A 26502-nucleotide genomic window follows, 5' to 3' on the forward strand; every position below is an offset into this window, starting at 1 on the left:
AAATGCCTTAGCCATTCGATCTCCCCCACTCGTCCTCGTTACAAACGAGGACGTCTGAGGTTGGCGCTTGCAGTGCCATACGAGTCCTCAATCTTTTTATAAACGAAAAATAGGAAAATATCACGAGTACTGATCGTTCATAAAATATCTATCACCTGGCATCCCTAAATCTAATTTCCGTATTTAAGCGCGCGAGATATACATAAAGCCAGCAATACGCTGCCTCCGATTAACGCTAATACAAATGCTCCATTTAAGATAGTGCGATACAATCGCTAAACTCGCTCACCCTCGTTACAAACGAGGGCGAGTGAGGGCAGAGTCTGAGTACAACGCCAACGCGGGCAAGAGATAATTTCGAGCCCATCGTCATGTATCAACACGTGAGATCACAACAAGATTTCAAAGAACGATTTTTTTGATAACCAGGCAATACCGTTTCATTTTTTGGTATGCCACAGTCAATCCACCTAATATAAATTCCAGTTCCATTTTGTAATCCAGTGGTTTGGTGACTAAAATCATTTTTCGCTACAGATAATTTGACCATCTTTTAACTAAATGTCGTCTGAACATAAAAATCTGGAATCAATAGTACTACTGGTGGCTGGCCATATTCACTATAACCCCTTGAATCATGAGTAAGTATAATGCCTTGTGGAAGTATATTAAGGAAAATGGCAGGCAATCAGTTAAATTATCCTTCGATGATATTAAGAGTATTGCAGGTATTGCAATAGATCACTCCTTTTTGAATTATAAAAAGGAATTGCTTCAATATGGTTACAAGGTGGAAAAAATTTCCTTAAAAGATAAAACAGTCTTTTTTTTAAAAAACTAACTGACAAATCAAACAATGAAAGCGTACAAATTTTGCCAAAGTTGTGGTTTCCCATTATTGAAAGACAAGAAGGGTGGAGGAACCGAAAAAGATGGAACGATTAGTAAGAAGTACTGTTCCATGTGCTATGAAAATGGTTCATTTTTAACTCCTCCGGAGATTGACACAGCAGAAAAGATGCAAAAATTCTGTATCCAGGAAATGAAGAAAGATGGAATGAACAGGTTCTTTGCATGGTTGGCAACGAGATCCATTTCTAAGTTAGAAAGATGGAAAAAGTAAAGCTGACTGGATAATCGATTGGAGGAAAATATATACATAAGGGGCCGAATAATTAATGAACAAACAACAAATTATAGAATGGTTATTGGAAGGAGATGCGTCCTAAGCCGTTGTTAGTGTTGCGCGTGGTGCTTGTGTTAGACCACCAACAACGATGTACTATACATTGAAGCTTACCCACAATGCAGCCTACAATTAATACCAATAATAATTCTGTATGCGATACAATCGCTAAGCTCGATCACCCTCATGGCAAACCATAGCCGTCAGGTTAAACGTGTAAACCCTGTCCGCTCCTTGTCTCCCGAAGGGGACGAGGAGCTTAACACATTGACCTGTGCTTACTCCGTAATCTGTATCCTTTAAGAATAGAATCTAGTAAAATCAGCATCCCCTCGGAGACGCTGATTAGATAGGCGTTAATTAAACATAGTTTCTTAACCGGACGGCTATGGTTACAAACAAGGGCGAGTATGTGGGTTTATCAGGCTATGGCCCGATTTTTTGATACTATTTATCAGGTTATAGCCTGATATTTAATTTGCTTTTATCAGGTTATAGCCTGATATTTGATAAGCATTTATCAGGCTATAGCCTTATGAAAAACTTAAAGAAGCTTCAAATTGAGCAATTAGACAGGAAATTGGCTGGTTTGGCTAGTTTTCCGGAGCCCCCGGTCAAAGGCTGGATTCATGGCATACGTACGGCATTGAAAATGTCGTTCCGGCAATTTGGTAATCGTTTGGGTATAACTGCTCAAAGTGCCCAGGAAATTGAGGAGCGCGAAAAGAATGGAAATATCACTTTGAAAAATTTACGTGAGGTAGCTCATGCCATGGACATGAAATTGGTTTATGGTTTTGTTCCTAAGGAGAGTTCTTTTGAGAACATGTTGGATAAGCAAGCTATGGCCGTGGCCAGAAAAATTGTGATGCGCACTGATAACACAATGAAGCTTGAAGACCAACAAGTGAGCAAAGAGCGTTTTGAAAAAGCTGTGCGTGAATTAGCCGATGACATTAAACGAGAAATGCCCCGATACTTATGGGATTAGATTTTGAATTAGTTGACGGGCAAACACCTCTTGACGAAGAAGAGAAAGAAGGCTTGTTGATTCCTACTATTACAACACGCGGAGAGTTGGATGAGTTTGAGCAACTAAATATTGAAAAGGCTATTCAATGGACGTTGACTCGAAAATTTAAGAAAGAAGATATCCTTACAGAGGATTTTATAAAGCTGGTTCACAAGAGAATGTATAGTAAGGTGTGGGCATGGGCTGGTGAATTTAGAAAGACAAATAAAAATATTGGTGTGGACAGGTACCAAGTGGCCATTGAATTACGAAAGCTACTTGGTGATTGTAACTATTGGATTGACCATGGTATTTATCCTCCCGATGAAATTGCGGTTCGCTTTAAGCACCGCATTGTATCAATTCATTGCTTCTCTAATGGCAATGGCCGACACTCGCGCATGATGGGAGATTTAATAATTGAAAAGATTTTTGGAAAACCTGTTTTCACCTGGGGAGCTATTGCTGATTTAACGAAAACCAGTGATACAAGAAAAGAATATCTGACTGCTGTTAAAACAGCGGATAAAAATGATATTGGTCCGCTACTAGAATTTGCAAGGAAGTAGGATGAACTATAAATTGAACCTTACCCACAACACAGCCTACAATTAATACCAATACTAATGCTGTACGCGATACAATCGCTAACCTCGATCACCCTCGTTACAAACGAGGGCGAGTGGGTAAATTACAATGCATTAAGATGATTAAAGGAATCCCTGATTTATTCAGTTATGACGCTGCACCGAAACGGATAAATCCACAATACCCGAAAAAAGAAGATTGAGATAAATCTTTAACCTTTCTTTTTCTCGAAAAACTTGATCAAGGATTCCCGGCTTTCAACCTTATCATACCACTCTTTTCTAATTTCTCTTGATTCAACATCTTTTTTAACTCTGACCAGAAAGTCTTTAAAATCAGGATTGATGGCAAGTTTGTTTATAGTCTCCCAGTCAAGTTCATCCCTTTGTTCTGCGTCAATGAAAATCTCACTATCATTTGGATCATCTATGTCTAATAAGATTACCCCAATTCCAAATGAGTTACAAAGCCTGTTTAGCTCTCGTAAAAATTCCGTTTCAGTTGATATTTCTGATGTGACCAAATAACTCTCGTGTGCCCAAGAAGAGTTTGATACTGCTTGAAAAAAAGACTCACGAAGATTACCGAAACTCAGTTTCTTTTTAATTTCAAAAGAAATAAAACCTATAGGAGATTCATTTATTGCCATGCTTAGATCATACACTTCTGGCTTAATATCGTCTATTGGAAAGTGACAGGCTACCATGTCGGGATGAATCCACTCCCCGTAGTGCTTTTTAGAAGTCTTTGTATGATCAAGTGTTTTGGAATAAGATTCCATAGTATAAAAGATGAAGTGCGCTAAAAGAGCATGTAAATCTCTTTCAGAATATCTCATAGTGTCTTCAACCTCACCGCTGACTTCTAGATCTTCTTCAACTAGTAGGTCTTTATCATACTTCAATTTCTTTAAGTAGAATTTTTTAGGGCGGCTGCCAATTGTAGCGAATGGTGATTTTTCATTGTCGCGAGCACTAACATGGAGCTGCGCACCGAGGGTAGCCCATGGTGTTTTGCCTTGGCTACCAAGTTCACCAGTATAAAGTTTTTCTTCAGCGTATCGCCAAATTTCTGATGAGGAAAGGGGTCTCTTAACCTCTAACAGAACTTTCTCAGCTAATTCTAGAAATGTCATAACTATTCAAGATTAAAGTTTCTATTCCATTGATTTAGTCCCTTGCGCATAAACTATTATTCGTTCTGAAGGATCAAGAACTTTATTTTTTCTATAGAATTTCTCTAGCTCTGATTTTTTAAGCCACCTAGAACCTAACATTTCAGAATCGAATAATTCCTCGAATGTTGACGCTTTAATCGATTGCTTTTTAATTCCAGTTACAGTCAGTTTATAATCTTTGTTAACTGGCTCTTTAAGTGTATCAATCTTACATATCGGTAAATGGTATCCTGAAGTGATTGGCTTTTGGGGATCTTGAAGTTTATCCGTTGGTTTCAGAAACGCCATACAGTATGACAGTCGATATTTTCTTGGGTCCATCTTATTTCCATTATGATCAACACAATATTTTTTCGAGCAAAAACATCTTTTCATGTTGTTTATTTGTTGTCCGATATTACCAGACTGACTAAAATAAAGGGTTTGATGTTCCCATATTTTATATTGAATAGCGACTATTCGTACCATTTTTCTTTTTTCATCATATTGCTCATAGATCAGATCTGCCCCGATAACTCCTTCAGATGGGTTTGGGTGAAGGCAAGTGATTCGAAATATCGACCCATCCTTAACGTTCTCAAATAAGCTATATTTACCAAGTGGTTGCTCTATAAACACTTTCTCAAGCCTATCTCTAGTTAAATCATTATTAATTGCTTGGTTCTCTGTTAATCTCAATAGATTCAGACTTTGGAAGTGGTTCTTTTGCTCTATCAAAGTCTTTAGCACATCTGATTCTTTCTTTAAGAGATTATATTTCTTTTTGTCCTTACCAGCTTTACCAAGTAATCGATCAATATCTCTAAATCGTTTCTTGATTAGTTTTTCAGCTGAAATATCCTTTCCAAGTCCTGTCTTTTTTATATCTGCTTCCTGTACGTATTTTTTATATAACTTATCGAAATAGTCATCCTTAGATAAACCTGTCTTTGACCCCTTAAATAATTCCTTGTCTATTTCTTTAGCAAAGGAAATAGCCTTCGCATATCTGACTCCGGGAAGGCCAGTAATAATTGAGATTAACTCCCTTGTTGCGTTAACAACTAACCACTCTTTCTGAAGTTGATCTAATGATGCCATTGATTAACGATTTTCAAAATTTTTTAAGTATTCCGACTTTAAACCCCACTCGTCCTCGTTTGCAACGAGGACGCATGAGCGTGGCACTTGCTGTGCCATGTGAACCCTCGATATTTTTTTAGAAACGAGCAATAAGAAAATACTTCGAGTACTGGCCATTAATAAAATATCGATCATCAGATATGTTAAATCTAATATAAGTGTTTATCGCATAAAGCCAGCGAATATACAGCCTACAATTAATGCCAATACTAATGCTGTATGCGATACAATCGCTAACCTCGATCACCCTCGTAACAAACGAGGGCGATTGGGGGACTCTCCTTACATTTTTTTTACATCTATTGTAAAAACTCTATCAGTAATCATAGTTAAAAGTCTTGCGTTTTCAAGATAATTTAACATCTGTTCTTTTGCTACAGAAACATTTGAAGCAGGATACTCGTGAATTAATGAATGTCTTAAAATGAAGGCTTGACCAACTGAACTAAAGATTTTTTCAATATTCTTTTGAGCGTTTTCACCTTCTTTTATATCAGCTCCATTAAGTAGACTGACATCAAAATTTTTGATTTGATTTATGTAGTCACAGTCGCAAATTAGTTCATAATTTTTCCGTATCTCACTTAGCGAATTATATTTAAGCGAATGTGCGTATAGCTCACCAATAGTAAATTGCTTTTGATTTAAACCAAAGAGTAAATCGAATTTCAGTTCAGGCTTATACACGTTATGTAATTTCTCAGCTCTAGATAAGTAGGTAGCATTGGTGTCGAGGTATTTTGCAAAAAGTACTTTATAGAATGATTCAAGTATAGCAACCAGCGGGGGCAAGTACCATCTTACTGCCTCGGCAGTACAATTTTGTCTATTTTCTAATTCTGAGTAAAAGTGAAGTAGGTCACCAGAAATAAAAGAAGAGTGATTACCTAGAATTTTTTTGTTCTCGTTGGCTGCCTCTAATCCTTTTTTAATCAATTCGTTTGATTTCGTCATGAATCTATCGTCTATTGAATATACCTAAAAAAATGCTGAGGCTATGCGACCATTCCCTGCTCAAACACCTCCACAAACTCTTTCATCTTGTTCAATATCCTTTCGCCAATATTACGTGCTTGCAGAATGCTGGGGCGATTGCCCAAGCATTTAAAAATATCATCGCGTAAGGGTTCCTGACCACTATAAATATAAGCGTCAATTAAGGCTTTGAATTGCTCTTTGTCTAAGCCCTCTTCATCACACAGTTTGGCGAGCGCTAAAACTTTTTGGTCTTGCCAATATTGCTCAAACTCCTCTTGTATTCTATCTGCGTCTTCAATCTTAGGAAGATTCTCGTCTATGAATTTTTCAATCAATTCACGCTTGCTTCGGAGTTGAACATCGCTACCCAACAAATCCATGATGGCTTTACGCTGCTTCTCTTTTTCGGATTGCTTGGCCTGCTTCAGTTTGGCTAAAAGCTTGATGATGTAGGCTACATTGATGATGTCGCGGTGGATTAGCTCTACCTCAAAGTCTATGTCATTTAAAATAGATGTTTTTTGCTTGGCATTCTCACGTTTGACTTTTGCATATAGGTCTATGTATTTAGTCTGGAAATCAATGAAGGTTTCTTCATCAATGCCTAAAGCTTCCCAACTAAAGTCTGCATAGGATTCCAATACGTTTTTAGCCCGCAGCAAGGCTCTGAAGGCTTGAATGAAAGCTGCTTCATCCTCCTCGCTTACCAACTCATCTACACTTTGTGGTGTTGGCGTTATTCTCAACAAATTCTGCAAGGCTTCATCGAAGCGCTTGGCAATGACTTCAAACGGAGGAAGAATAATGTCTTCAATCGCTTCTTTGTTAGAGAATAAAGTAATGGCATTATCCGTTGCGTTTTTCAAATTTCTGAAGGCAAGAATATTGCCTTGCGATTTCTTCTCTCCTAAAATGCGATTGGTTCTTGAGTAGGCTTGGATGAGTCCATGATGCTTCAGATTCTTGTCTACATACAAGGTGTTTACCTTCTTCGCATCAAAACCAGTGAGGAACATGTTCACGACTAATAAAATATCCAGACGGTCTTTCTCATCATTGAAAGTTTCTTTCTCTCTTTCCTTTAAACGCTTGCTGATGTCCTTAAAATAATTCTCAAACTGCTGACCGTCCTGTGTAGAAAAGGCTGTACCATAGAGCTTGTTATAATCTTTTATAAACTCTTCCAGTTTATCTCGGGTGTGGCTTGACTTGTAGGTAGCCTTTGGATCAGCAGCCATCAACAGCTCATCTCCCGGAAGCTGGTCTTGCGCATCTTCGTCTTCTTCATTAGCACCAAAGGTGAAGATGGTAGCTACTCTCAGATCATGTTCGCCCGCTTCTTTCTTCTTTCTAAAAATCTCGTAGTACTTAATCAGGTTCTCAATGCTACTGATCGCAAAAATGGAAGAGAACTCTTTATTGAATGTTTTTTGTCCGTGGTAGGCAATGATGTAATCAACAATTTTACCAAGGCGCTTTTCATCGGCCCAAACTTCGGGACGATCGATGTCTTCTACCTCAATATCCATAAAGGTGTTACTCTTCTGCTTGTACTTGCCGATGTACTCGATACCAAAGCGCAATACATTCTGATCGCGAATAGCATCGGTGATCACATACTTATGCAAACACTCCCCAAATAAATCTTTGGTGGTTCGCTTACCGAATTCATTCTTAGCAGCATTCTCAGCAAAAATGGGTGTACCTGTAAAGCCAAACAGTTGAGCTTTCTGAAAGTATTGTGTGATGCGTTCATGTGTGTCGCCAAACTGTGAGCGGTGGCACTCATCAAAAATGAAGACTACTTTCTTCTCACGAAGATGGGTAAGCTTCTTTTCAAAGTGCGCCCTCGAAATGGCGTTGTTTAGTTTTTGAATGGTGGTGAGCACCAGTTTGGTATCATCGGTTAATTGACTTACCAGGGAGGCTGTATTATCAGTTACATCAACGCTGTCTTTTTTGAAGGCGTTGAATTCGTTCATGGTTTGATAATCGAGGTCTTTGCGGTCGACCACAAATACCACTTTATATACTTCGGGCAAGTCCATAATGATTTGACTTGCCTTGAAAGACGTTAATGTTTTGCCCGAGCCGGTAGTATGCCAGATGTAGCCGTTGTTGTTACTGGTTTTTACTTGCTTGATGATGGCCTCCACCGCATAGTATTGGTAAGGCCGCAGAATCATCATGTTTTTAAATGTTTCATTTTGCACAACATAGTGCGAAATGAATTTTCCTAAATGGTCTGGATTTAAAAAGGAATTGGTAAATGCGCTAAGATCTGTAATCCTTCTATTCTCTTTATCTGACCAGAAAAAAGTTTGCATCACCGATTGCAAGGCATTGTTGGCTAAATATTTTGTATCCAGACTATTGCTGATAACAAATAGCTGCACATACTGAAACAGACCATGATTGCTCCAGAAAGAATGTTTTTGGTAACGATTGATTTGGTTAAAGGCTTCTTTGATTTCAATTCCCTTTCTCTTGAGTTCAATCTGCACCAAAGGCAAACCATTAACGAGCAAGGTTACATCGTAGCGGTTGAGAAAGGAACCTTGCTGTTGAAGCTGGTTAGTGACTTGATACAGATTTTGTGACCAAGCTTCATTATTAAAGAAGCGGACATAAAATGTAGTACCATCTTCTTTGGCTAGATTATATCGATCACGAAGGGTTTTCGCTTTCTCAAATACATTGCCTTTGGCAAGGTGATTCAGTATAGCATCAAATTCTTTTGTGGTGAAAGAAGTTTTGTTGAAACGCTCAAGCTGAGATTTCAAGTTTGATAACAGCGCTTCACTGTCATGCACGGCAATAAAGTGATAACCCAACTCTTTGAGTTTTTGAATTAAGTTGGTTTCTACTATTGCCTCTGAATTTATCATGATTGCCAAAGGGGTTCTGCTCTCCAATCTAATCGATTTCCCCTACCATCAGAAGGGATTCCTAAAAATTGAATGGGTACGTGTGGATATTTTGCAAACAAGATCTCCAACTTAGTCTTCAGGCTATTGCCCGGGTTGGCTCGTTGCAAGAGGTATTTCAGCACACAGATAAAATAAAAGGACCGCTTATTATTTTGAAAAAACACTCCGACCCATGGACCCACAGGTTTTAACAACCGATCGGGTTCAATAGCAAAGTCGCGGTTCCAAAGACGAGAATGGTGTGCGCAAATGTTTCGCACATAGGTAAGCGTGTGCAGCCATGAGGTAAACACAGTATGGTGTACATCAAAGAAATCGGCTATCCTTTTCTTATCACTGTTATTGCGCAACCCCCTGTAGATGTGCGAAAGTTCGCCAATGGTTAACAATTCCAGGCACATCCAGGCGGGTGGATTAGCCGGACTGCTATAGGTGTTGATGTAATGCTTGATAAAGACTTCAGGCGTGCGTGCAGTTTTTGCTTTGGAGATGACGGATTGCAAATCTTGATAAGGATCTACCAGTGCACCGATTTTATTATAGAAAGGGGTGATAAAGTGCGCCTGATTATCTTGCCAATGCGAATCATGATGGTGCATAGCCATTTGATAAATCATTTGTGTTCGTATGGCGATTTCAATTCGTTCAATGCAATCAAAAACCAACAAACGTAATTCTCTGTCAAACGAATAGGTATCTATAATTTGATCAAAAGTTGTTCCTTGATTAAACTGATCTTTTTGAGATTGATAGGGCAAGAAATATGCACTGAGACGGTAGTAGCTTATCTCTTTTAAATAGCTAATTGCCTTAGACTGATCAGGTACAGTAAGACCACGGTTTTGGAGTAACAGCAGTTGATCCTGAAAGGATAAGGGGTCCTTTTGGTATATTTTCTTAGCCATGGGTATAAAAGAAAAAACCCCCCAAGTGTGCATCAGAGAGAGGCATGGAGGGTGTATTATCTTTAGTAGAAGAACTTGCTAAGAAAAAAGACCCGAGAACTGATCTTACGGTAAGTAACTCAGGTACTGTTAATACAAAAGTATTATATTTTTTACCCTTTTCCATGATTTTATATAATAAAATTAGACAAACATCCGCTGCAACAAGCCAACTGTCTGAATTAGAATTTTCTGGATTTGAGGATGGATAGGATTTTCTCGCTTTCGCAATCCTGTTTAATCTACTAATCCTGAAAATCTTGATTCTGACAATTTTCATACAAACATCTGCTGCAACAATCCTTTTTTAAACGTTTGGGTTTGGGCTATTTGCGTGGCCACGCTTTCTATTTTGGCATCCAGGGTGGTGAGGAAGCTGGCGATTTTTTGTTGTTCTAATAAAAATGGGAAACTAAATTTTAGTCGTGAGAAATCGGTCTTATTAATTTGCGGAACAGCTTGTGTTCCTGCAAGGGGTTTAATCCTTAAAGCGTTATGCTCTAATAATGAATAAATAAACTCATTTGAATTTAAACCGTTCGCTTCTATTGAGTTTATCTGTTGATTTGTAATACATTCTTTTCCAGCCTGCGCAACTTTACCAATAGTAGAACCAATGCAAACAAATAACACACTACCTTCTTTTATTAGTCGTCCTTCTCTGATGCCCGATTCTGTTAAGGTTGTCTTGGTTTTTGTAATATATCTGCCATTGCCAATATCCGAAGGAGAGACAAATAAATTATCGCCATTATAAAATTCAGGGATAGAAGTTGAAGGAGTACTACCAGTTGTTATAATTCCAATGTCACCTAATCTCTTCTCCTCCCACTTCGGGTAGGGTTTGCCGTTTTCGTCTTTGAAGCGGAGTTTGCCGGAGAAGAGTTGTTGCATCACGCCCTTTTTGTATTGTTCGAGCAATTCTTTTTTGCGCGTGAGTTGCTGTATCTTTTCATCTACCGCACTTAAAAACGAAGCGATTTTCTGTTGTTCAGGGAGGGAAGGGTAGGTTATTTCGACTTTGGCAATATCTTCTTGGCCAATCGTTGTCATAGTCGCTGTTTTCCCTCTTTTTATAAATTGTTTTCTTGCTGTTGATGTGGAGAAATTATAATACAAGAAAACAGGAGAATGCTTCTGCTTATTAGGTCGCATTCTTATCAAATGCCCATCATAAGTCAAATCGTTTACATTATTAAGATTTACATTAGAGTAAGCAATTCCTTCTTTAACTAATGAAGATCTTGTGAAAAATATATCACCATATTCTACTCTGTTTTTTAAAAATTCTTGTTCATCAATTGCTACCCGTGTTAAAGTATCAATATTTATAGTACCATCAATGTACATGTCTTTTACATTGATTATTCTGTAACCACTTCCTACCTTTTTAGGATCATTAAAAGCTCCGTTACTAAACCCATTTACTGACAAATTAATTAATGGAGTTGTTTCCCAGTTATCATTAAACTCCTTAAACCTCAATTTTGGAATTACTTTCATACTCAAAACGGACTTTCAATCCCCAATTCCTTACAAAATTTTTCAATTGTAGCATCGGTGGCTTTCATGCCGGCATCGAGCTTCTTCAATTCTTTGGCCACGGCTTTCAGGTTAACCGCTTCTTCTTCTTCGAAGGTATCTACATAGCGTGGTATGTTCAGGTTGTAGTCGTTCTCGGCAATTTCTTCCAAGGTGGCTGTGTAACTGTACTTGTCTTCAGCCCTGCGAGCTTTGTAGGTATCTATGATCTTGTCAATGTCCTGAGGGCGCAGCACGTTTTGCGTTTTCACTTTCTCAAAGTGCTGACTGGCATCTATAAACAACACATTGTCGCTATGCTCACGCTTTTTCTTCATTACCATAATGCACGTGGGTATGCCTGTACCATAAAAAATATTGGAAGGCAAACCGATGATGGCATCGAGACAATTTTTTTCTTTTATAAGGTACTCGCGTATGTGGCCTTCGGCTCCACCGCGGAACAGCACACCATGTGGTAACACGCAGGCCATGGTGCCTTTGTCATCAAGCTGGTGAACCATGTGCTGCACAAAAGCAAAGTCGGCAGTGCTCTTGGGTGCTAAGCGACCATAAGGTGCATAGCGATCATCACTCATAAACAAAGGGCTTGCACTCCATTCTGCCGAGAATGGCGGATTAGCAACGATGGCTTCGAAGCGCAGGTCTAAGTGCGCGGGGCGCTCCAGTGTGTCTTCATTTTTAATGTCGAACTTTTTGTAGTGCACATTGTGCATGATCATGTTCATGCGACATAAGTTGTAGGTAGTAGGGTTACTCTCCTGCCCGTAAATTTTTCCTACATTTTTCTGGCCTACTTCTCTTGCTACGCGCAGCAATAAGGAACCGGAGCCGCACGTAGGGTCGTACACATTTTTGAGTTTGGTTTTCCCAACGGTAACAAGACGTGCCAACACCATGCTTACTTGTTGTGGCGTATAAAACTCACCGGCTTTCTTACCGGCACCACTGGCAAACTTGCCAATCAAATATTCGTAGGCATCACCTAAGATGTCGTTCTTAGGATTATCTAAATCAAAATCTACCTGATCGAGCTGCTGCATAATGCGCACGATCAACTCATTTTTTTCATTTTCAGTTTTACCAAGTTTGCTGCTGGATAAGTCGAGGTCTTCGAACAGGTGACTAAACTCTTCCTCACTGGCCGTACCCATTGTGCTTTGTTCAATGTTGGTGAGTATCCTGGAAAGATCAGCCAAAATAAAATGTGCTTTACCCTCAGCATTCGTTCTTGAGGCCAGTGCTCCAAATAATTCGGAAGGCTTTAAAAAGTATCCTAAGGCATCTATGGCCTCCTCTCGTACGTGCTCAAGAATGAGTTTATCTTGTTTGTTGTCTTCATCTATATCCAAATAGGTAATTCCGTCTGGTTCTAATACCTCATCAGCATAAGCATGCATTCTTTCACTGAGGTATTTATAGAAGATAAAGCCTAGAATATAGTCGCGAAAATCATCAGCATCCATTTTGCCGCGCAGGGTGTCGGCTATTCTCCAGAGAAGTTGTTCAAGTTTTTCAGACATGTACGAGTAAATAGTAATTCAAAAGCCCACCTCTCTCCTTTTCTTATAAAAGAAGGTAGATGGGCTCATGCTAAAGGTAGGGCAAGAAGGGCATAAAAAAAAGCTGTGGTGTTAGGCCTTTGGCAACTTCAATTCACTACACACATATTGGAGTAAATCACAAGGATCAACTTCAATGGCTAAGGCGATCAGGTATAATTCATCGGCACGAAGTTTCGAAGTTTCATTAGTAGTGAGTTCGCTCATGCGCTGCTTACTCAATCCCGTTCTTCGAGAGATTTGTGATTTTTTTACAGCTTTCTTATCCAGGTATTCACCAAGCTTGGTCATATAGAGTCAATCAATTCTGTACTCTAATATCCTTTTTTTTGACTTATGTACAGAATTTCTTCACTAAAATGTTAATTTGTCAATATATTCTGTATCTTTGACAAGATAATATTGACAAAATATATGATCGATTGTCAGCATTTGTTTAAAATCGAAATCCCCATTTCCACCAGCGATGATGTAAAGCGCTATAAAAGTGCCCTCTTAAATATGCTGTCGCACATTATTATAGACGATTGTGATGAGGCCATACAGGATGATTTAAAAACGATTTATGCCTTGCTGCTCCACTTTGAGCTAAGCAAACAAAAGCAATGGAGTGCTTACTACGCAGATTTTTTGGTGCGCAGTGAGGAAGATTATTTTTTATAGTTATGCCTTCTCTCTTTAGTAACAGCGCTGGCACCTTAGCACAGAATGCTTACCACTCCTCACTCTCGCCCTTCAATAATAACTTGTGCAGCGGCTTTACCATTAACGATACGCTGCCGGCTACGCACCACTTACAGATTTACAACCTAAGCCTAAGCGCACTTTTCATGTTAGCGTATGGCGTGTTGCAGAAAAAAATTATCAGGCATACTATCTATCAAGTCAATAACACTACGCCACTACACGAGCGCTTCTGCTACGAGCTGCGTATGCCCTACCAACTGCGCCATCAGCAAGCACATTTCATGCAACAAGACCTGGCGCAACGCTTTCCGCATTACAAAGTCCATCTCGAAAATCAATTTGTATTCAACCCTCTCCTCTATCCGAGTCAGTCTGGTCATTCAGAAGTGCTTATTATCACGCAAGCAAGTGTCAGTTAGAGAAGCTTTACTAGTCATACTTATAACTAGGTAATTGTTGGTGTTGTGCGTTGTAATGCGTTATCAAGGCGAGTGCATTCGGCAGGGCTACTTCTATTAATTTTTATAGGCGCTGCTCATTTCTTTTCCAGAGTTTCTTCAATACCTCTTTTTAATTCCGTCAACAAACTTCCTGCATACTCCAAATCCCAGTCATGCTTCTTGGCCCATTGTTTGGCAACGGGAGATTCGGCAGGGTCGGTGCTATTCTTTTCGAGAATAGATAGGATGCGTTCTTTGAGTTTATTGGAGTGTTGTAAAATCTCAGCTGCCTTCCTACCCAACACTCGGGCAGCTAATTGTAATTCGTTTAAGTCGCCTTCCGGAAAAGCATCGAAGTGGTTTTTAACAATGTCATCAAATTCAAGATCGAAGTACTTTGTGATGATATGCAGAATATCATAAGGGTCATTATCGCGTTCTTCGGGCCGATCACTCCAGGCTACTAATTTTAGTATTACCATGCCATGCAGTGGAGGAATACGAGCAATCTTTTCTTCAATAAAAATATCTTTTGATTGCGCTAATACCTCTTTGAAGCCCAATACATGCAAGTCGGAGTAACGCTCGTTGAAATTTGCGGTGTCGTTTTCTTCCACTTCACCGAAAGGAAGTAGGTCAATCACTACCTTATACTCAGGGTGGTAGAATGTCCACGGTGCGGCTACTTTGTTAAATCTTTTGCTAACCAAACTTTCTGCTACTTCATCAAATGCTTTCATCGATGAAATCATGATGGCGAAGTCAATGTCTTTGGTACCTCGGCTGGGCTTGTGTCCTTTCTCCAGTAGCTCCAGTGCGATAGCGTTTACGCCTACCAGGTAATACGGAATGTTTCGTTCGGATAGCACTGTATCGATAATCCGAAACACCTCCTCGAAGTAGGGAATAGCAAGTTCTTTATAAGTTTGGCCGGATGTAGTCATCGTAAATTTTTTGTGCTGTTTCTCTGCAGCGTTTTTCGTTTGTATTCATCAGATCGGCATAGGTTAATAGTGGAGGAACCATGGTTTCATGATCTTCCTGGTTCAACCAAAACTTTTTATAAGCTTTCACTTTTCCGTTTTCATCAGGAATTAATCTGTAGTTTTTTATAAGATCATTCCGTGTTTCTTCTGTATAGAGTATTAAGTCCTCTGGTCTTAGGTAGTTTGTTAAAATGTCACCAGCAGGTTCTCCTCCCCATCGTGTTCTATTCAGGTTAAACCTCAGATCTTGCCATGTGTTGGTTTGATCGGCCATCCGGAAGGTGCCAATTTTTAATGTTGGCTTCAGGGTGTATTCGTAGGCTTCAACCCACTTACGAATAAGCTCTTCTTTGTTGATGAGTTTGATTTCGTTTTTATTAAGGGGTACAACAAAGCCCTCTTGCTTCAGTCCCTGAATAATGTTGGTAATACCACCAACAGCTGTTTGTGTGTACTCGGCTATTTGCCGGTAGGGCTGGGTAATCAGTTTTTTATCCAACAGAAATTCAAACAGGACTTTTAAACCAGTTTTGGTGAAGGCTCTGTTCCGGTTGTCTTGTTCTACCGGCAAGGGTGGGTTGTTGTCAATGAAAAACCATTTCTGGTTTTTCTTCAGAAAAAAATTACCATTGGCTTCGAGGTAGGCTACATTGTGCTGCCTGAGTTGCTCTTTTATTTTTGGAAAGATTCGACCCACCACCAGCATGAAAGGATCGAAGCGCTGGTTGTATTCCAGAATTTGGGGAATAAGGTGATTTCGGAGTTCGGTTTTGATCTCTGTATTGAACTTTAGCCGCTCGTTTTCGAGGGTAAGCGTAAGTTGTCCATCAAGCTCTTTTGGCCCGTTTTGAGCCCATTTTCCCATAATTTGGGTCTGTTTTTCAAGGTTTTCTAGCGCTTTATCAATGATCTCTTCTTCTTTCATGTTCACAAAATTTAACTGTACACGTAAACGTGAACATTCAAAAATAGTGAACGAATGACTTTTTACCAAGCCATACCACCTTATTTCTCCACTCTGCCAATGGGAGGAAGTATTGGTTCCCGAACAAGTTGATTATCAGGCCTAATTCGACAATTCGATGCCAGTAACTCTTAGAGAATTACAGGTACCTCTATTGGTATAATCTAAGGAATAAGGGCTTTCAATATTTTGGAAAACGGATGAAAACAAAAAGCCTCGAAATCCTAATGATTTCGAGGCTTTGATTGTGTTTGACGCTTACTTGGCAGAGGAGGAGGGATTCGAACCCCCGGACGCTTTCACGTCTCCGGTTTTCAAGACCGGTGCAATAAACCGCTCTACCACTCCTCTGTGTTATTTTCATGGCCAAAAACCATGAAACGGTCGGTTCACCGATTTTTAAGGAGTGCAAAGGTAGAATTTCAAGTGATTCCTCCAAAATTCTGAAAGAAGATTCTTGTTAAGAACGCCAGTTATTCCTCACTAAAATCAATAAAAACTCTGCGTAAGGCTTTCGTATCGGCTCGTGGCTGATTTTTTTGAAAGGCATCGATCTCTAAAAGCACCAGTTTTTGGTCATTCATAGCAGTGCGGAGCTTATCAATGTCTTTTTCAAAGTCAGCATTTCTGCGCGAAGACTTCAAAGCGTACTTCCGAGCAAACTCATCTCCGGCTGCCTGTACTTTGTTTCTGATTTCAATAGTGATTTTAATTTTTTCTAAAATCGCTTCCTTAGAACGACCAATTACTTCAGTAGCCTCAAGTGTACCCAAAGTCAACACGGTGGTACCACCAACGCCCGACACAATTTTTGAATTGTCGGGCTCCAAAGCCAGTGGCGATAAACCGGTAACTCCCCCCAGGGTTGCGTTAATAATAGAGCGATGCTTCTTACCTTTTCTGGCTTTCTTATAATCCTGATTCAGCTGCTTCTGGTTTGCATCCAGAATATTAATCAGCTGCATGGCCGACAACATGTTGTTGTAGTACTTCTGGTACTGAAGCGCGTCTTTCTGCACAAGATTTTCAGCATCATTAATGCGCACACGGATTTTACGTTGCGAGCGATTATTGGATTTATCCAGTGTAAAGAAAATGATCTCGTTAACTAATTGCTTCTCGTCCTCTTCTACAAAATCGTAACCTGGCATCCAGGTAAATTCATATTGCAGAGGTGTATTCTCTTTCAAAGAACTTTCAGGAACTCGTAAATCTTTCGATAAAAAACCGGCACTTCTAATGTTGTCATCTCCGTTAGGGTCTGAGATGTATAACTTAAGGTTAAGCATTTCATCTTCTTTAAGCGTGAAGATAGAGTCACCGGGAACGATCAAAATTTCAGGAGGTAAGTCCTGCTGTGTCTGTGCAATTTTTAATCTGCCTTTGGTTTCGGCCTTCTCTGGTTGATCTTGTACAATAAACTCCACGAATAACGGATTTGCTTTCAAGGCATTGAATTGGCCGCGTGAAGGTTTCCATAAAAACTGTCCCTGCGATGATAAGGATGACTCCTCAGGCATCTGTGGAGGAATGGCTTTGAACACCAGCGGATCTCCATCGGGGTCATAGACATAATCACTTGAGATCTGATATGAATTACTGGAAGCTTGTTTTACATAAAAAGCAGGCAACTCTTCCACTACGGGCGGGCGGTTAACATGATTGATGGTAAAGGTAATGGCTTTGCGTAGCCGCTGACCATCAGCTATGCTGGCATGGAAAACAATGGTTAACTCTTTTGTTTTGGCAATGCGATCAACGAGGTCGAAGGAGGGTTGCCACTTGAAATTTCCTGCAGAGTCTAGCTGAATATTGGTAACCCCGGCATTTTCAAGCGAAAAGCGCGTAGGTAAATTGGCATTTGTTTTAATTATAAAATTGAGCTCTTCTCCCTCATTCACATTTATCCAACTTTCGTTAGATGGGAAAATCCACTCATACGTCTGCGCCTGACAAAGATGGGCATAGAGGACAAGTAGTAGAGCGAGGCTGAATTTTTTCAAGGCTATAGGTCTCGGTTAAAAATGAAATGTAAATTTAGCAAGTTGTAAAGTATGAAAAGCACACAACAGCAAAAGAAACCACAAGCGTACAATTTCTTCGAGAATGTGTATGATGTGGTAAAATTGATCCCGAAAGGCCGCGTGAGCAGTTATGGTGCTATTGCCAACTACCTGGGTACTAAAATGAGTGCGCGTATGGTAGGGTGGGCTATGCATGGTGCACCTAAGGGCGTGCCCGCTCATCGGGTGCTTAATCGTAACGGTATGCTTACGGGTAAACATCATTTTAAGACTCCCAACGCTATGCAGCAATTGTTGGAAAAAGAGGGATTAAAGGTCATTAAAGATAAAGTGCAATACTTTTCCGAAAAATTCTGGGATCCTGCCAAGGAGTTAGGCTGATAGTTTTGGAATGAGTTTTCCCAAAACAGGAAGAAAATCCTTTTAATAGGCTCAAAACACTTCAATTAACGCCATTTCTTACATGGCACACTCTTCGTATTACTAAGATTACGAATCAACATGGAATGTTTCGTTTTGGGGAGCGAAACTTGAAGATATGTGGGGTTGGTTTTAATCGAGAGAGAGGTCGCCTTGAAAAAGGCGGCTTTTCTTTTTTATAGCCATGCAGGTTATGCCACCAACTTCTTTTTATCAGAAGAAATAAGCCACAAGCCAAAAAAGGTAATCAAACCGTTTACAATTAATATTTCAATTCCGAAGTTGTAGCCATTCAGTAAGGCTTGTGAATTAGCACTGATTAAATAAGAAAACAGTGGCGATAAAACACAAACTAATGGAACGAGCTTACCCTGAACTGACCTTTGATTGGATAAGCCAAAAGCAAACAAACCAAGCAAGGGGCCATAGGTATAACCAGCCACATTGAGCACGGCATCAATTACAGAGCGTTCGTTTATTTCTTTGAACACAAGAATGATGATAAGGAATAGGACAGAGAAGGAAACGTGAACAATAAATTTTTCTCTGCGTTTCTGATTTTCATTTTTGTCTTTAAAGTTTAAAAAGTCAATACAGAAAGAAGTGGTGAGGCCCGCCAAAGCGGAGTCTGCACTGGCGTATGATGATGCAATAATGCCCAGCAGAAAAAACACCCCTGCTACCATACCAAATTCAGTAAGCGCAAGACGAGGAAACAACTCATCAGATGCTGCAGGAATAGCGATGCCTTGTTGTGCACTGTATAGGTAAAGCAACGCACCCAGTGTAAGGAAAAGTAAGTTTACAATTACCAGGGTAAGGCTGAACCAAAACATATTTTTTTGTGCTTCACCTACATTTTTGCACGTCAGGTTTTTTTGCATAATCTCCTGATCCATGCCCGTCATGGTAATGGCAATGAAGGCACCTCCTAAAAATTGTTTAGGGAAAAACAGCGTACTGTTTATATCATCAAAATAAAATATTCTGGAGTAGTTACTCTCCTCAATAAGGGCAACCATTCCGCTAAATGAAAGTCCCATGCGATTAGCAATAATGTACACACAGATGGCAACAGCAGAAACCAGAAATAGTGTTTGAAAAGTGTCTGTCCACACAATGGTTTTAATACCACCTTTAAAGGTGTAGAGCCATATTAAAACAATAGTTGTGGCTACAGTAAATGCAAAAGGCACACCCCAGGCATCGAAAAGAAAAAGCTGCAATACTGTAGCCGCTAAATAGAGACGCAACGATGAGCCTATTGTACGTGAAACCAGAAAAAAGAATGCACCGGTTTTATAAGCATATTGATCAAATCGTTGCTCCAGATAGGTGTAAATGGAAATAAGATTTAACCGATAATAGAGGGGCATGAGTACAAACATGATTACCCAATAGCCAACCAGATAGCCCAATACAATCTGAAAGTAGCCAAAACCGATTTTACCCACATTGCCCGGCACTGAAATAAAGGTTACGCCCGACAAGCTGGCACCGATCATACCAAAAGCCACCAGATACCAAGGCGACTTTCTGTTAGCGGTGAAAAAGGTCGTTGTATCCGCTCCTTTCGAGGTAATCAGCGAAATGCCAATGAGTACTACGAAATACAGCAACATGATGGTGGCCACTAAACCTGGTGTCATAACTCAAATTTTACCCAAACAATTAGTAAAAAAGGGGAAATCCAAATCTCATTTTATTTGTTAATACCTTTGTTATTATTTTTGTATCATGAAGCCAGATGTTTTGACAGAAGAAGAAGTGGAGCTGTTGGAGGTGATTGAAATCACCGAACAGATGGAGTTGGTTGTTTTCAATGACGACTTCAACACTTTTGAGCATGTAATACGAACGCTTATTAAGGTTTGTAAGCACACACCTGAACAGGCAGAACAGTGTACCTGGCTAATTCACCATAAGGGCCGCTGCACAGTTAAGCTTGGCACTTTCGATTTTTTAAAACCATATCGCGATGCCATTTGTGAAGAAGGCATTGATGCAAAAATTCTTTAAGTCGAAGACTTGAGGCATAAGACACAAGCTTTCAGACTTAAGTTTTACTATCAAACCTGCTAATGGAATTTCCCTCTAAACTAATTGAAGAAGCAGTAAACCAGGTGTCTAAACTTCCGGGTATAGGAAAGAAAACTGCGCTGCGCTTAGTGCTTCACTTAGTAAAGGAGAAACAAGAAAATACTTTTGCGCTTACTGAAGCACTTTCAAATCTAAGAGCAAACATTCGCTATTGTAATAAATGCCATAATATTTCAGATGCCGAAATTTGCAGCATTTGTTTGAGCCACAGGCGCGACCAAACTTTGGTGTGTGTAGTGGAGGACACTAAAGATGTAATGGCTATAGAAAACACAGCGCAGTATAACGGGCAATACCATGTGTTAGGTGGGGTAATTTCTCCGATCAATGGTGTGGGGCCGAGTGAGTTAAAAATTGAGTCGCTCGTAAAGCGTATTACAGATCCTGCCAATGAAGTGAAAGAGGTTATTTTAGCCTTGAGCCCAACTATGGAAGGTGACACGACTTCTTTTTACATCCACAAAAAAATTAAAGAGTTGCCGGTTAAGATCAGCGTAATTTCCCGCGGTGTGCCCATTGGTGGCGATCTGGAATATGCTGATGAAATAACATTAGGGAGAAGCATCTCGGGCAGAACACTTTTTAGTTAAGCAGGAAATATTATCTGATTAAAGCTTCATGTAACCACTTGATTTTCTTGATACTGCTGTCTCTCTCCCCTGGAGAGAGGTGGGAGTAAGGCCAGTCAGAAAAGTATCAGGAAAATCAAGTGGTTATGAGAGATTAATTTAGTTGGACAATACCGTTAACTAGTATTTTTACTTATCTCTTATTTGCTCTAACTTACCAACTTCAATTTTTATTATGAAGAAACTTTCTAACCGCATTGAAGCTATTCAGGAATCAGCAACATTGGCAATGGCCGCCAAAGCACGTGAGTTTAAATCCAGAGGAATTGATGTAATCAACCTCAGCCTTGGTGAGCCTGACTTTAAAACACCTGCACATATTTGTGAAGCTGCTAAAAATGCAATCGATGATGGTCGTTATTTTTCATATCCACCAGTAGCGGGCTATCAGGATTTACGCGAGGCGCTCGCTGCAAAGTATCAGAAAGAAAATAATGTGCCTTATAAGGCAGAAAATATTGTAGTGTCTAATGGTGCCAAGCAATCTATCGCCAACACCATGATTGCCTTGTTAAATCCTGGTGATGAGGTAATTGTATTTTCTCCGTATTGGGTAAGTTATGATGCGCTGGTGCGACTGGCAGAAGGCACACCGGTATTGGTAAGTGGCAGTATTGAAAATGATTTTAAAGTTACGGCTGCACAATTAGAGAAAGCGATTACACCTAAAACAAAAGCTGTAATTTTTTCTTCACCGTGCAATCCTACCGGATCAGTATTTACTAAAAAGGAATTGCAAGACATTGCCAATGTAGTGTTGAAGCATGAGAACTTATTGGTAATTGCTGATGAGATTTATGAACATATTGATTTTAGCGGAGAGCAAACCAGTATTGCTTCTTTCCCCGGTATGTTTGATCGCACCATTACCGTAAATGGTTTTGCCAAAGGCTTCGCTATGACAGGCTGGCGCGTTGGTTACATTGCTGCACCTAAATGGATAGCCGATGGTTGCAATAAAGTACAGGGTCAGATTACTTCTGCCAATTGTTCAATTGCACAGCGTGCGGCCTTGGCTGCCATCGCTGGGGATATAACACCAACTAAAAAAATGGTGGAAGAATATCGTAGAAGAAGAGATGTTGTTTATAATTTATTGAAAGATATACCAGGATTAAAATCTAACTACCCACAAGGTGCTTTTTACTTCTTTCCGGATGTAAGTTCTTTCTTTGGCAAATCGGATGGTACTACTAGAGTAAAAAACGCTGACGATCTCTGTATTTATTTATTGGAGAAGGCAAATGTGTCTTTAGTATCGGGTGGTGCTTTTGGCGATGATAATTGTGTTCGCCTTTCTTATGCCGCTTCAGAAAGTGATTTACGAACAGCGTTACAAAGAATTAAGGATGCATTGGCTTTGCTGAATTAATAACATTTTCATGTAAGGTCAAGGTCACAGACCTTGAGATATAGCTTCCGAATTGCAAATTCGGAAGAGTTGAGTTTTCAATGGACAATTAACAATTAACAATCAAGCCATTGCTCGAAGCAATTTTGTCAACTGCCTATTTCGTATGCCTACTATTAGTTGTCCATTGTCAATAATTAAATGACGCTCTTTCGAATTTATAATCCGGAAGCCTTATCAAAGGATTTTTAATCCGAAACAACATTGAATTATAGATTCGGAGGAGCTGGCAAAAATTGTCAATTGTCCATTATTAAATCCCATCTGCTCACTTAATTCTCCTCAAACTGTTTTTCAAGTGGGCCGGCCTTTTCAAGGTCTGCAATAATTTGTGAGTCGAGTGGTGTACGCTTGATAACGTTGTAGCTATCCCAAAAATCTTTATTGTAGTTGAAATGTTGGAACTGTAAGCCATAACGTTTCATGCTTTCTGTGGCTCCGATTCTGGAGAGAGGATTGGTATTTATGTTATTAATGAGTAGTTGCTGGAACAACTCTGTTTTAAATTTCAATTCATTTTTTTCCAGGTCGTACCAGTTAATAGCTGAAGTCATCTTCATAAAACTGATATACATTTTGCCCTCATAGCGTTTAAACTCTACAACTTTATCAGTGCCGGCAAATCGTCCTTCAAGATTCTTTCTCTTACCTACTACATCCTGAGTATCGGTATTGGTTTTAAACTCAAAACGAATAATGGCGAAATCTTCCTTATCTATAAAAAAACGTAGTGAGTACTCACCAGTATAGGCCACTACAAAAATCTCGTGGCCATTGTAGTAAGAGTCCTTTTCGCGATTCATCACTGCAAATAGTTCTTCGCGCGCATCAATTTGACGATAACGAATGTTGTTATTCAGTAATAGGTCTTCTAACAGATTATCCTGATCAAAATAAGTAGTGAATTTACTTTCGTATCCAAGACTTTGCCGCATTTCCACAAGCTTTACACGCTCTTTTAGTTTGTGCTTGTTCCGCGGCTCTTTCGAATCTTCATCATAAATTTGCACTGCTGCCTCCATTAATGAAATATAAGTGCCACCAACTCGCTTAATGTCTCTGTAAAAGCCGTCTAGTAAAAAGGGCTTTTGCGGAAGGTTATCATTAGCTCTGGCTAAAGCAATTCGCAGGACGTCTCCGCCTTTAAGGGAATCCTCCACAATAAGTTCTTTCAAGAAGGTGGTTGAGCGCTCCATTTCTATTCTAACTAAGGAGCTACCGGTAATTGACCAAATCGGGGCTTCGTAGCTTTTATAACCAAGCATACTGATAACCAGAATTTCGTTTCTGAACTCATTAGGGATATAGAAATCAAACTCCCCCTGTAGGTTGCTTATTACACCCAAGGATTTACCCTTTATGCCGATTGAAGCAAAAGCAAGCGATTCTTGTGAGATTTTGTCCACTACCTTGCCTGACAGCGTAATGGTTTGAGCCTGTGCCAGATTAAAGCAGACAACGAAAAGAATGATAAGGAACCCTCGCATTTTATAATTAGCCTTAAAGATGGTGAAGGGAGGTAGTTTTTCAAACGTAACGTAAGATAAACCCTAAAATTGAACGTTTATCGGTTTATAGAAAACTTTAACTGGGTTTGCTTTTCGATGACTAACTTTAGTCTCAATTTGTGATTTCTTGGGCTTATTGGACAACATACCGAATATCTGGAAAAGGGCTTATGTGCTGCTCTGCCTCTGGTATGCCCTTAATTTTGGGGTAAGCACTATTCTTCAATATGAGTTTGAAACTCCCCATGCCTTCATTTTTTGGAATGCTTTATACTTGTTTGAAGCGCTGTGTGTTCTCATAATAGCCATATTTTTATACGCGCGTTTTCTCTTTCAATTCAGTATTTATGTTCAGGTTGTTGGGCATATTCTGGGTACCACTGTGTATTTTTTTTTAATGGGTTCCCTGTCCTATTATCTACAAGATTATGTAGAGGGCTATGTTTACTTTGATCATTGGAAAGAGCACTTGTTGGGGTTGTTAAAATGGGAGGGTGTTGACTTCCATAATCAATATGTAATTTCACTTGCTGTTTTTTATATCATTCAATACTTCTATAACGTTCAAAAGAAGGAGCAAGAGAAGAGCGAGCTTACGCTGAAGAATAGGGAGATGCAACTCTCCTTATTGAAATCGCAGATCAATCCTCATTTTCTCTTCAATACGCTTAACTCGATTAATACACTAGTTGGCTCCAGTAAAGAGCAGGCACGCAAAGTAATTACACAGCTTTCTGACATTTTTCGTTATGCGTTAGATTCGCATGGCGACCAAATGGTTAAGCTTTTACACGAAATTGATTTCATCGATAGCTACATGCGGATACAACAAGTTCGCTTCGGTGAACGTTTACGGTTTGTAAAGAATGTTGATTTTACCTGCCTGAGTGTGGCTATACCTCCTATGATTCTACAGCCACTCGTAGAAAATTCAGTTAAATACGGTATTGCACCCAAAGACGAGGGGGGCACGATTGTACTAACGGTTAAACGCACAGAGGAGGGCACGATTTTTTTTGAAGTTAAAGATGATGGGCTTGGCTCAAAAGCAAAGAAAGTGATGGACAGCTATACCGGCTCTGGTGTAGGTTTAAGTAATACTGATCAACGTCTGAGAAGTATTTTCGGTCCTGGTTCTGGCTTGCGAATACGCTCAAACGAAAATGGATATTCGGTAAGTTTTTTTATACCTACTGAAGTTAATGTACCTAGCACAAGAACACACTTGATAAACGAAGAATTAAATAAAGCTGTATGAAAATTAATTGCTTAATAATAGATGATGAACCCCTGGCAAGAGAACTCCTCAAAGAATTTTTAGGTCAACATCCTGAACTGACCTTAATGGGAGAATGTTCAAAGGGGACAGAAGCAGTTGATAAAATTGACGAGCTAAAGCCAGATTTAATTTTTCTGGATGTACAAATGCCAGGCATGAATGGTTTTGATGTATTGGATGAAATCACGCACGATCCTTTTGTGATTTTCACAACTGCCTACGATCAATATGCCATAAAGGCTTTTGAAAAAAATGCAGTTGATTATTTATTGAAGCCTATCGATCATGAGCGGTTTAAGCTCGCAGTAGATCGCGCGATCGGGCGTATGAATACTGATCAGAATAATGTGGGTGAATTGTTGCGTAACATGAAGACTGAGAATCGTTCTTCATACGACTCACATATTTTTGTTCAGAAGTCTGAGAAGCTTATTAACCTTTCCGTTGAAGAAATTGAGCACTTGGAGGCTTCGGGTGACTACACCATTCTCACCACTAAAAATGATCAGTTTGTAAGCTCTTCAGGAATTGGTAAACTCGAAGAGATTCTGAATCCCGATATTTTCATTCGCGTTCACAGAAGCACCATTATCAACATCAACTCTTTAAAGGAAATTGAAAAGCACTTTAATGGAGGCATGATTGTGAAGATGAATAATGGAAAAAGTTTTCCGGTTAGCCGCACTTATGCGAAGTTGATCAGGAAAAAAGTCGTTTAATCAGTTGACAAATTTCAGGTTCAAAATTTCGAATTGAGTAACCAGTTTGAAATTTTGAATTTTGAATTATGAATTATGAATTATGAATTATGAATTATGAATTATGAATTATGAATTTTGAATTTTGAATTTTGAATTTTGAATTTTGAATTTTGAATTTTGAATTTTGAATTATGAATTATGAATTATGAATTATGAATTATGAATTATGAATTATGAATTATGAATTATGAATTATGAATTATGAATTATGAATTATGAATTATGAATTATGAATTATGAATTATGAATTAT

Annotated in this window: 26 protein-coding genes and 1 tRNA gene; 13 read left to right on the plus strand and 14 right to left on the minus strand. The window is 39.3% G+C overall.

The annotated features are described in order from the left end of the window. Positions 1 to 637 precede the first annotated feature (637 nt). From SanaruYs_RS07715 to SanaruYs_RS07730, 4 genes are all read left to right on the plus strand, one after another. Positions 638 to 841 (plus strand): hypothetical protein, encoded by a 204-nt coding sequence (locus SanaruYs_RS07715; RefSeq protein ID WP_127121939.1) that lies wholly within the window; start codon positions 638 to 640, stop codon positions 839 to 841. 15 nt (positions 842 to 856) lie between these two features. Beyond that, positions 857 to 1123: a zinc ribbon domain-containing protein gene (locus SanaruYs_RS07720; protein WP_127121940.1), complete on the plus strand. Its 267-nt coding sequence runs from the start codon at positions 857 to 859 to the stop codon at positions 1121 to 1123. Positions 1124 to 1721: 598 nt separating this feature from the next. Beyond that, a complete protein-coding gene (locus SanaruYs_RS07725; protein ID WP_127121941.1) occupies positions 1722 to 2177 on the plus strand; it encodes a mobile mystery protein A in 456 nt (151 codons plus the stop codon). Beyond that, positions 2168 to 2767: a mobile mystery protein B gene (locus tag SanaruYs_RS07730; protein ID WP_127121942.1), complete on the plus strand. Its 600-nt coding sequence runs from the start codon at positions 2168 to 2170 to the stop codon at positions 2765 to 2767. Before SanaruYs_RS07725 ends, SanaruYs_RS07730 begins: the two co-directional genes overlap by 10 nt. Before the next feature lie 230 nt (positions 2768 to 2997). On the opposite strand, the gene SanaruYs_RS07735 is transcribed toward SanaruYs_RS07730, so the two are convergent. From SanaruYs_RS07735 to SanaruYs_RS07755, 5 genes are all read right to left on the minus strand, one after another. Beyond that, entirely contained in the window at positions 2998 to 3921 is a 924-nt protein-coding gene (locus tag SanaruYs_RS07735; protein ID WP_127121943.1) for an HTH domain-containing protein, read from the minus strand. A 21-nt stretch (positions 3922 to 3942) separates the two neighbouring features. Continuing rightward, positions 3943 to 5043 (minus strand): hypothetical protein, encoded by a 1101-nt coding sequence (locus SanaruYs_RS07740; RefSeq protein WP_127121944.1) that lies wholly within the window; start codon positions 5041 to 5043, stop codon positions 3943 to 3945. A 324-nt stretch (positions 5044 to 5367) separates the two neighbouring features. Continuing rightward, positions 5368 to 6021, minus strand: coding sequence for a hypothetical protein (locus SanaruYs_RS07745; RefSeq protein ID WP_127121945.1), 654 nt, complete (start codon positions 6019 to 6021; stop codon positions 5368 to 5370). Between the two features lie 59 nt (positions 6022 to 6080). Beyond that, the gene (locus tag SanaruYs_RS07750; RefSeq protein WP_218022388.1) at positions 6081 to 8951 is read right to left on the minus strand and encodes a type I restriction endonuclease subunit R; all 2871 of its coding nucleotides are present in this window, start codon (positions 8949 to 8951) and stop codon (positions 6081 to 6083) included. Then, positions 8948 to 9898 (minus strand): Abi family protein, encoded by a 951-nt coding sequence (locus SanaruYs_RS07755; RefSeq protein WP_127121946.1) that lies wholly within the window; start codon positions 9896 to 9898, stop codon positions 8948 to 8950. The genes SanaruYs_RS07750 and SanaruYs_RS07755 overlap by 4 nt, the downstream gene beginning before the upstream one ends. Positions 9899 to 9942: 44 nt before the next feature. Between SanaruYs_RS07755 and SanaruYs_RS07760 the strand changes: the two genes are divergently transcribed. After that, on the plus strand, positions 9943 to 10149 hold the full coding sequence (locus SanaruYs_RS07760; RefSeq protein ID WP_127121947.1) for a hypothetical protein: 207 nt from the start codon (positions 9943 to 9945) through the stop codon (positions 10147 to 10149). 64 nt (positions 10150 to 10213) lie between these two features. Here SanaruYs_RS07760 and SanaruYs_RS07765 read toward each other — a convergent pair whose 3' ends face one another. The 3 genes from SanaruYs_RS07765 to SanaruYs_RS07775 all read right to left on the minus strand — a co-directional run bounded on the left by SanaruYs_RS07765 (position 10214) and on the right by SanaruYs_RS07775 (position 13332). After that, the gene (locus SanaruYs_RS07765; protein ID WP_127121948.1) at positions 10214 to 11440 is read right to left on the minus strand and encodes a restriction endonuclease subunit S; all 1227 of its coding nucleotides are present in this window, start codon (positions 11438 to 11440) and stop codon (positions 10214 to 10216) included. Between the two features lie 2 nt (positions 11441 to 11442). After that, positions 11443 to 13002 carry a type I restriction-modification system subunit M gene (locus SanaruYs_RS07770; protein WP_127121949.1) on the minus strand — a complete coding sequence of 520 codons (1560 nt, stop codon included), beginning with the start codon at positions 13000 to 13002 and terminating at the stop codon, positions 11443 to 11445. 111 nt (positions 13003 to 13113) lie between these two features. After that, positions 13114 to 13332, minus strand: a complete 219-nt coding sequence (locus SanaruYs_RS07775; RefSeq protein ID WP_127121950.1) for a helix-turn-helix domain-containing protein — start codon at positions 13330 to 13332, stop codon at positions 13114 to 13116. A gap of 123 nt (positions 13333 to 13455) precedes the next feature. Between SanaruYs_RS07775 and SanaruYs_RS07780 the strand changes: the two genes are divergently transcribed. Further along, a complete protein-coding gene (locus SanaruYs_RS07780) occupies positions 13456 to 13704 on the plus strand; it encodes a hypothetical protein (protein WP_127121951.1) in 249 nt (82 codons plus the stop codon). Between the two features lie 2 nt (positions 13705 to 13706). Next, positions 13707 to 14147, plus strand: coding sequence for a hypothetical protein (locus tag SanaruYs_RS07785; RefSeq protein WP_127121952.1), 441 nt, complete (start codon positions 13707 to 13709; stop codon positions 14145 to 14147). Between the two features lie 116 nt (positions 14148 to 14263). On the opposite strand, the gene SanaruYs_RS07790 is transcribed toward SanaruYs_RS07785, so the two are convergent. The 4 genes from SanaruYs_RS07790 to SanaruYs_RS07805 form a co-directional block, all read right to left on the minus strand. After that, positions 14264 to 15112 (minus strand): hypothetical protein, encoded by an 849-nt coding sequence (locus SanaruYs_RS07790; protein WP_127121953.1) that lies wholly within the window; start codon positions 15110 to 15112, stop codon positions 14264 to 14266. Continuing rightward, positions 15087 to 16079, minus strand: coding sequence for a type IV toxin-antitoxin system AbiEi family antitoxin (locus tag SanaruYs_RS07795; protein WP_127121954.1), 993 nt, complete (start codon positions 16077 to 16079; stop codon positions 15087 to 15089). Before SanaruYs_RS07795 ends, SanaruYs_RS07790 begins: the two co-directional genes overlap by 26 nt. A gap of 302 nt (positions 16080 to 16381) precedes the next feature. Further along, a tRNA-Ser gene (locus tag SanaruYs_RS07800) sits at positions 16382 to 16469 on the minus strand. A gap of 122 nt (positions 16470 to 16591) precedes the next feature. After that, positions 16592 to 18121, minus strand: a complete 1530-nt coding sequence (locus tag SanaruYs_RS07805) for a hypothetical protein (RefSeq protein ID WP_127121955.1) — start codon at positions 18119 to 18121, stop codon at positions 16592 to 16594. A gap of 51 nt (positions 18122 to 18172) precedes the next feature. Here SanaruYs_RS07805 and SanaruYs_RS07810 point away from each other — a divergent pair, with 51 nt between their 5' ends. Next, entirely contained in the window at positions 18173 to 18523 is a 351-nt protein-coding gene (locus SanaruYs_RS07810; protein WP_127121956.1) for an MGMT family protein, read from the plus strand. 230 nt (positions 18524 to 18753) lie between these two features. On the opposite strand, the gene SanaruYs_RS07815 is transcribed toward SanaruYs_RS07810, so the two are convergent. Beyond that, entirely contained in the window at positions 18754 to 20211 is a 1458-nt protein-coding gene (locus tag SanaruYs_RS07815; RefSeq protein WP_127121957.1) for a sodium:solute symporter, read from the minus strand. Between the two features lie 88 nt (positions 20212 to 20299). On the opposite strand from SanaruYs_RS07815, the gene SanaruYs_RS07820 reads away from it, so the two are divergent. The 3 genes from SanaruYs_RS07820 (at position 20300) to SanaruYs_RS07830 (ending at position 22663) form a co-directional block, all read left to right on the plus strand. Beyond that, positions 20300 to 20581, plus strand: coding sequence for an ATP-dependent Clp protease adaptor ClpS (locus SanaruYs_RS07820; protein ID WP_127121958.1), 282 nt, complete (start codon positions 20300 to 20302; stop codon positions 20579 to 20581). A 62-nt stretch (positions 20582 to 20643) separates the two neighbouring features. After that, positions 20644 to 21252: a recombination mediator RecR gene (gene recR / locus SanaruYs_RS07825; RefSeq protein ID WP_127121959.1), complete on the plus strand. Its 609-nt coding sequence runs from the start codon at positions 20644 to 20646 to the stop codon at positions 21250 to 21252. A 214-nt stretch (positions 21253 to 21466) separates the two neighbouring features. Further along, positions 21467 to 22663: a pyridoxal phosphate-dependent aminotransferase gene (locus SanaruYs_RS07830; RefSeq protein WP_370684883.1), complete on the plus strand. Its 1197-nt coding sequence runs from the start codon at positions 21467 to 21469 to the stop codon at positions 22661 to 22663. 311 nt (positions 22664 to 22974) lie between these two features. Here SanaruYs_RS07830 and SanaruYs_RS07835 read toward each other — a convergent pair whose 3' ends face one another. Then, a complete protein-coding gene (locus SanaruYs_RS07835) occupies positions 22975 to 24189 on the minus strand; it encodes a carboxypeptidase-like regulatory domain-containing protein (RefSeq protein ID WP_127121961.1) in 1215 nt (404 codons plus the stop codon). Positions 24190 to 24337: 148 nt separating this feature from the next. Between SanaruYs_RS07835 and SanaruYs_RS07840 the strand changes: the two genes are divergently transcribed. Together SanaruYs_RS07840 and SanaruYs_RS07845 are read left to right on the plus strand one after the other, a co-directional pair. Further along, positions 24338 to 25468, plus strand: coding sequence for a sensor histidine kinase (locus SanaruYs_RS07840; protein WP_127121962.1), 1131 nt, complete (start codon positions 24338 to 24340; stop codon positions 25466 to 25468). Then, a complete protein-coding gene (locus tag SanaruYs_RS07845) occupies positions 25465 to 26208 on the plus strand; it encodes a LytR/AlgR family response regulator transcription factor (RefSeq protein ID WP_127121963.1) in 744 nt (247 codons plus the stop codon). Before SanaruYs_RS07840 ends, SanaruYs_RS07845 begins: the two co-directional genes overlap by 4 nt. Positions 26209 to 26502 lie beyond the last annotated feature (294 nt).

The organism is Chryseotalea sanaruensis, assembly GCF_003990915.1.
GTDB lineage: Bacteria > Bacteroidota > Bacteroidia > Cytophagales > Cyclobacteriaceae > Chryseotalea > Chryseotalea sanaruensis.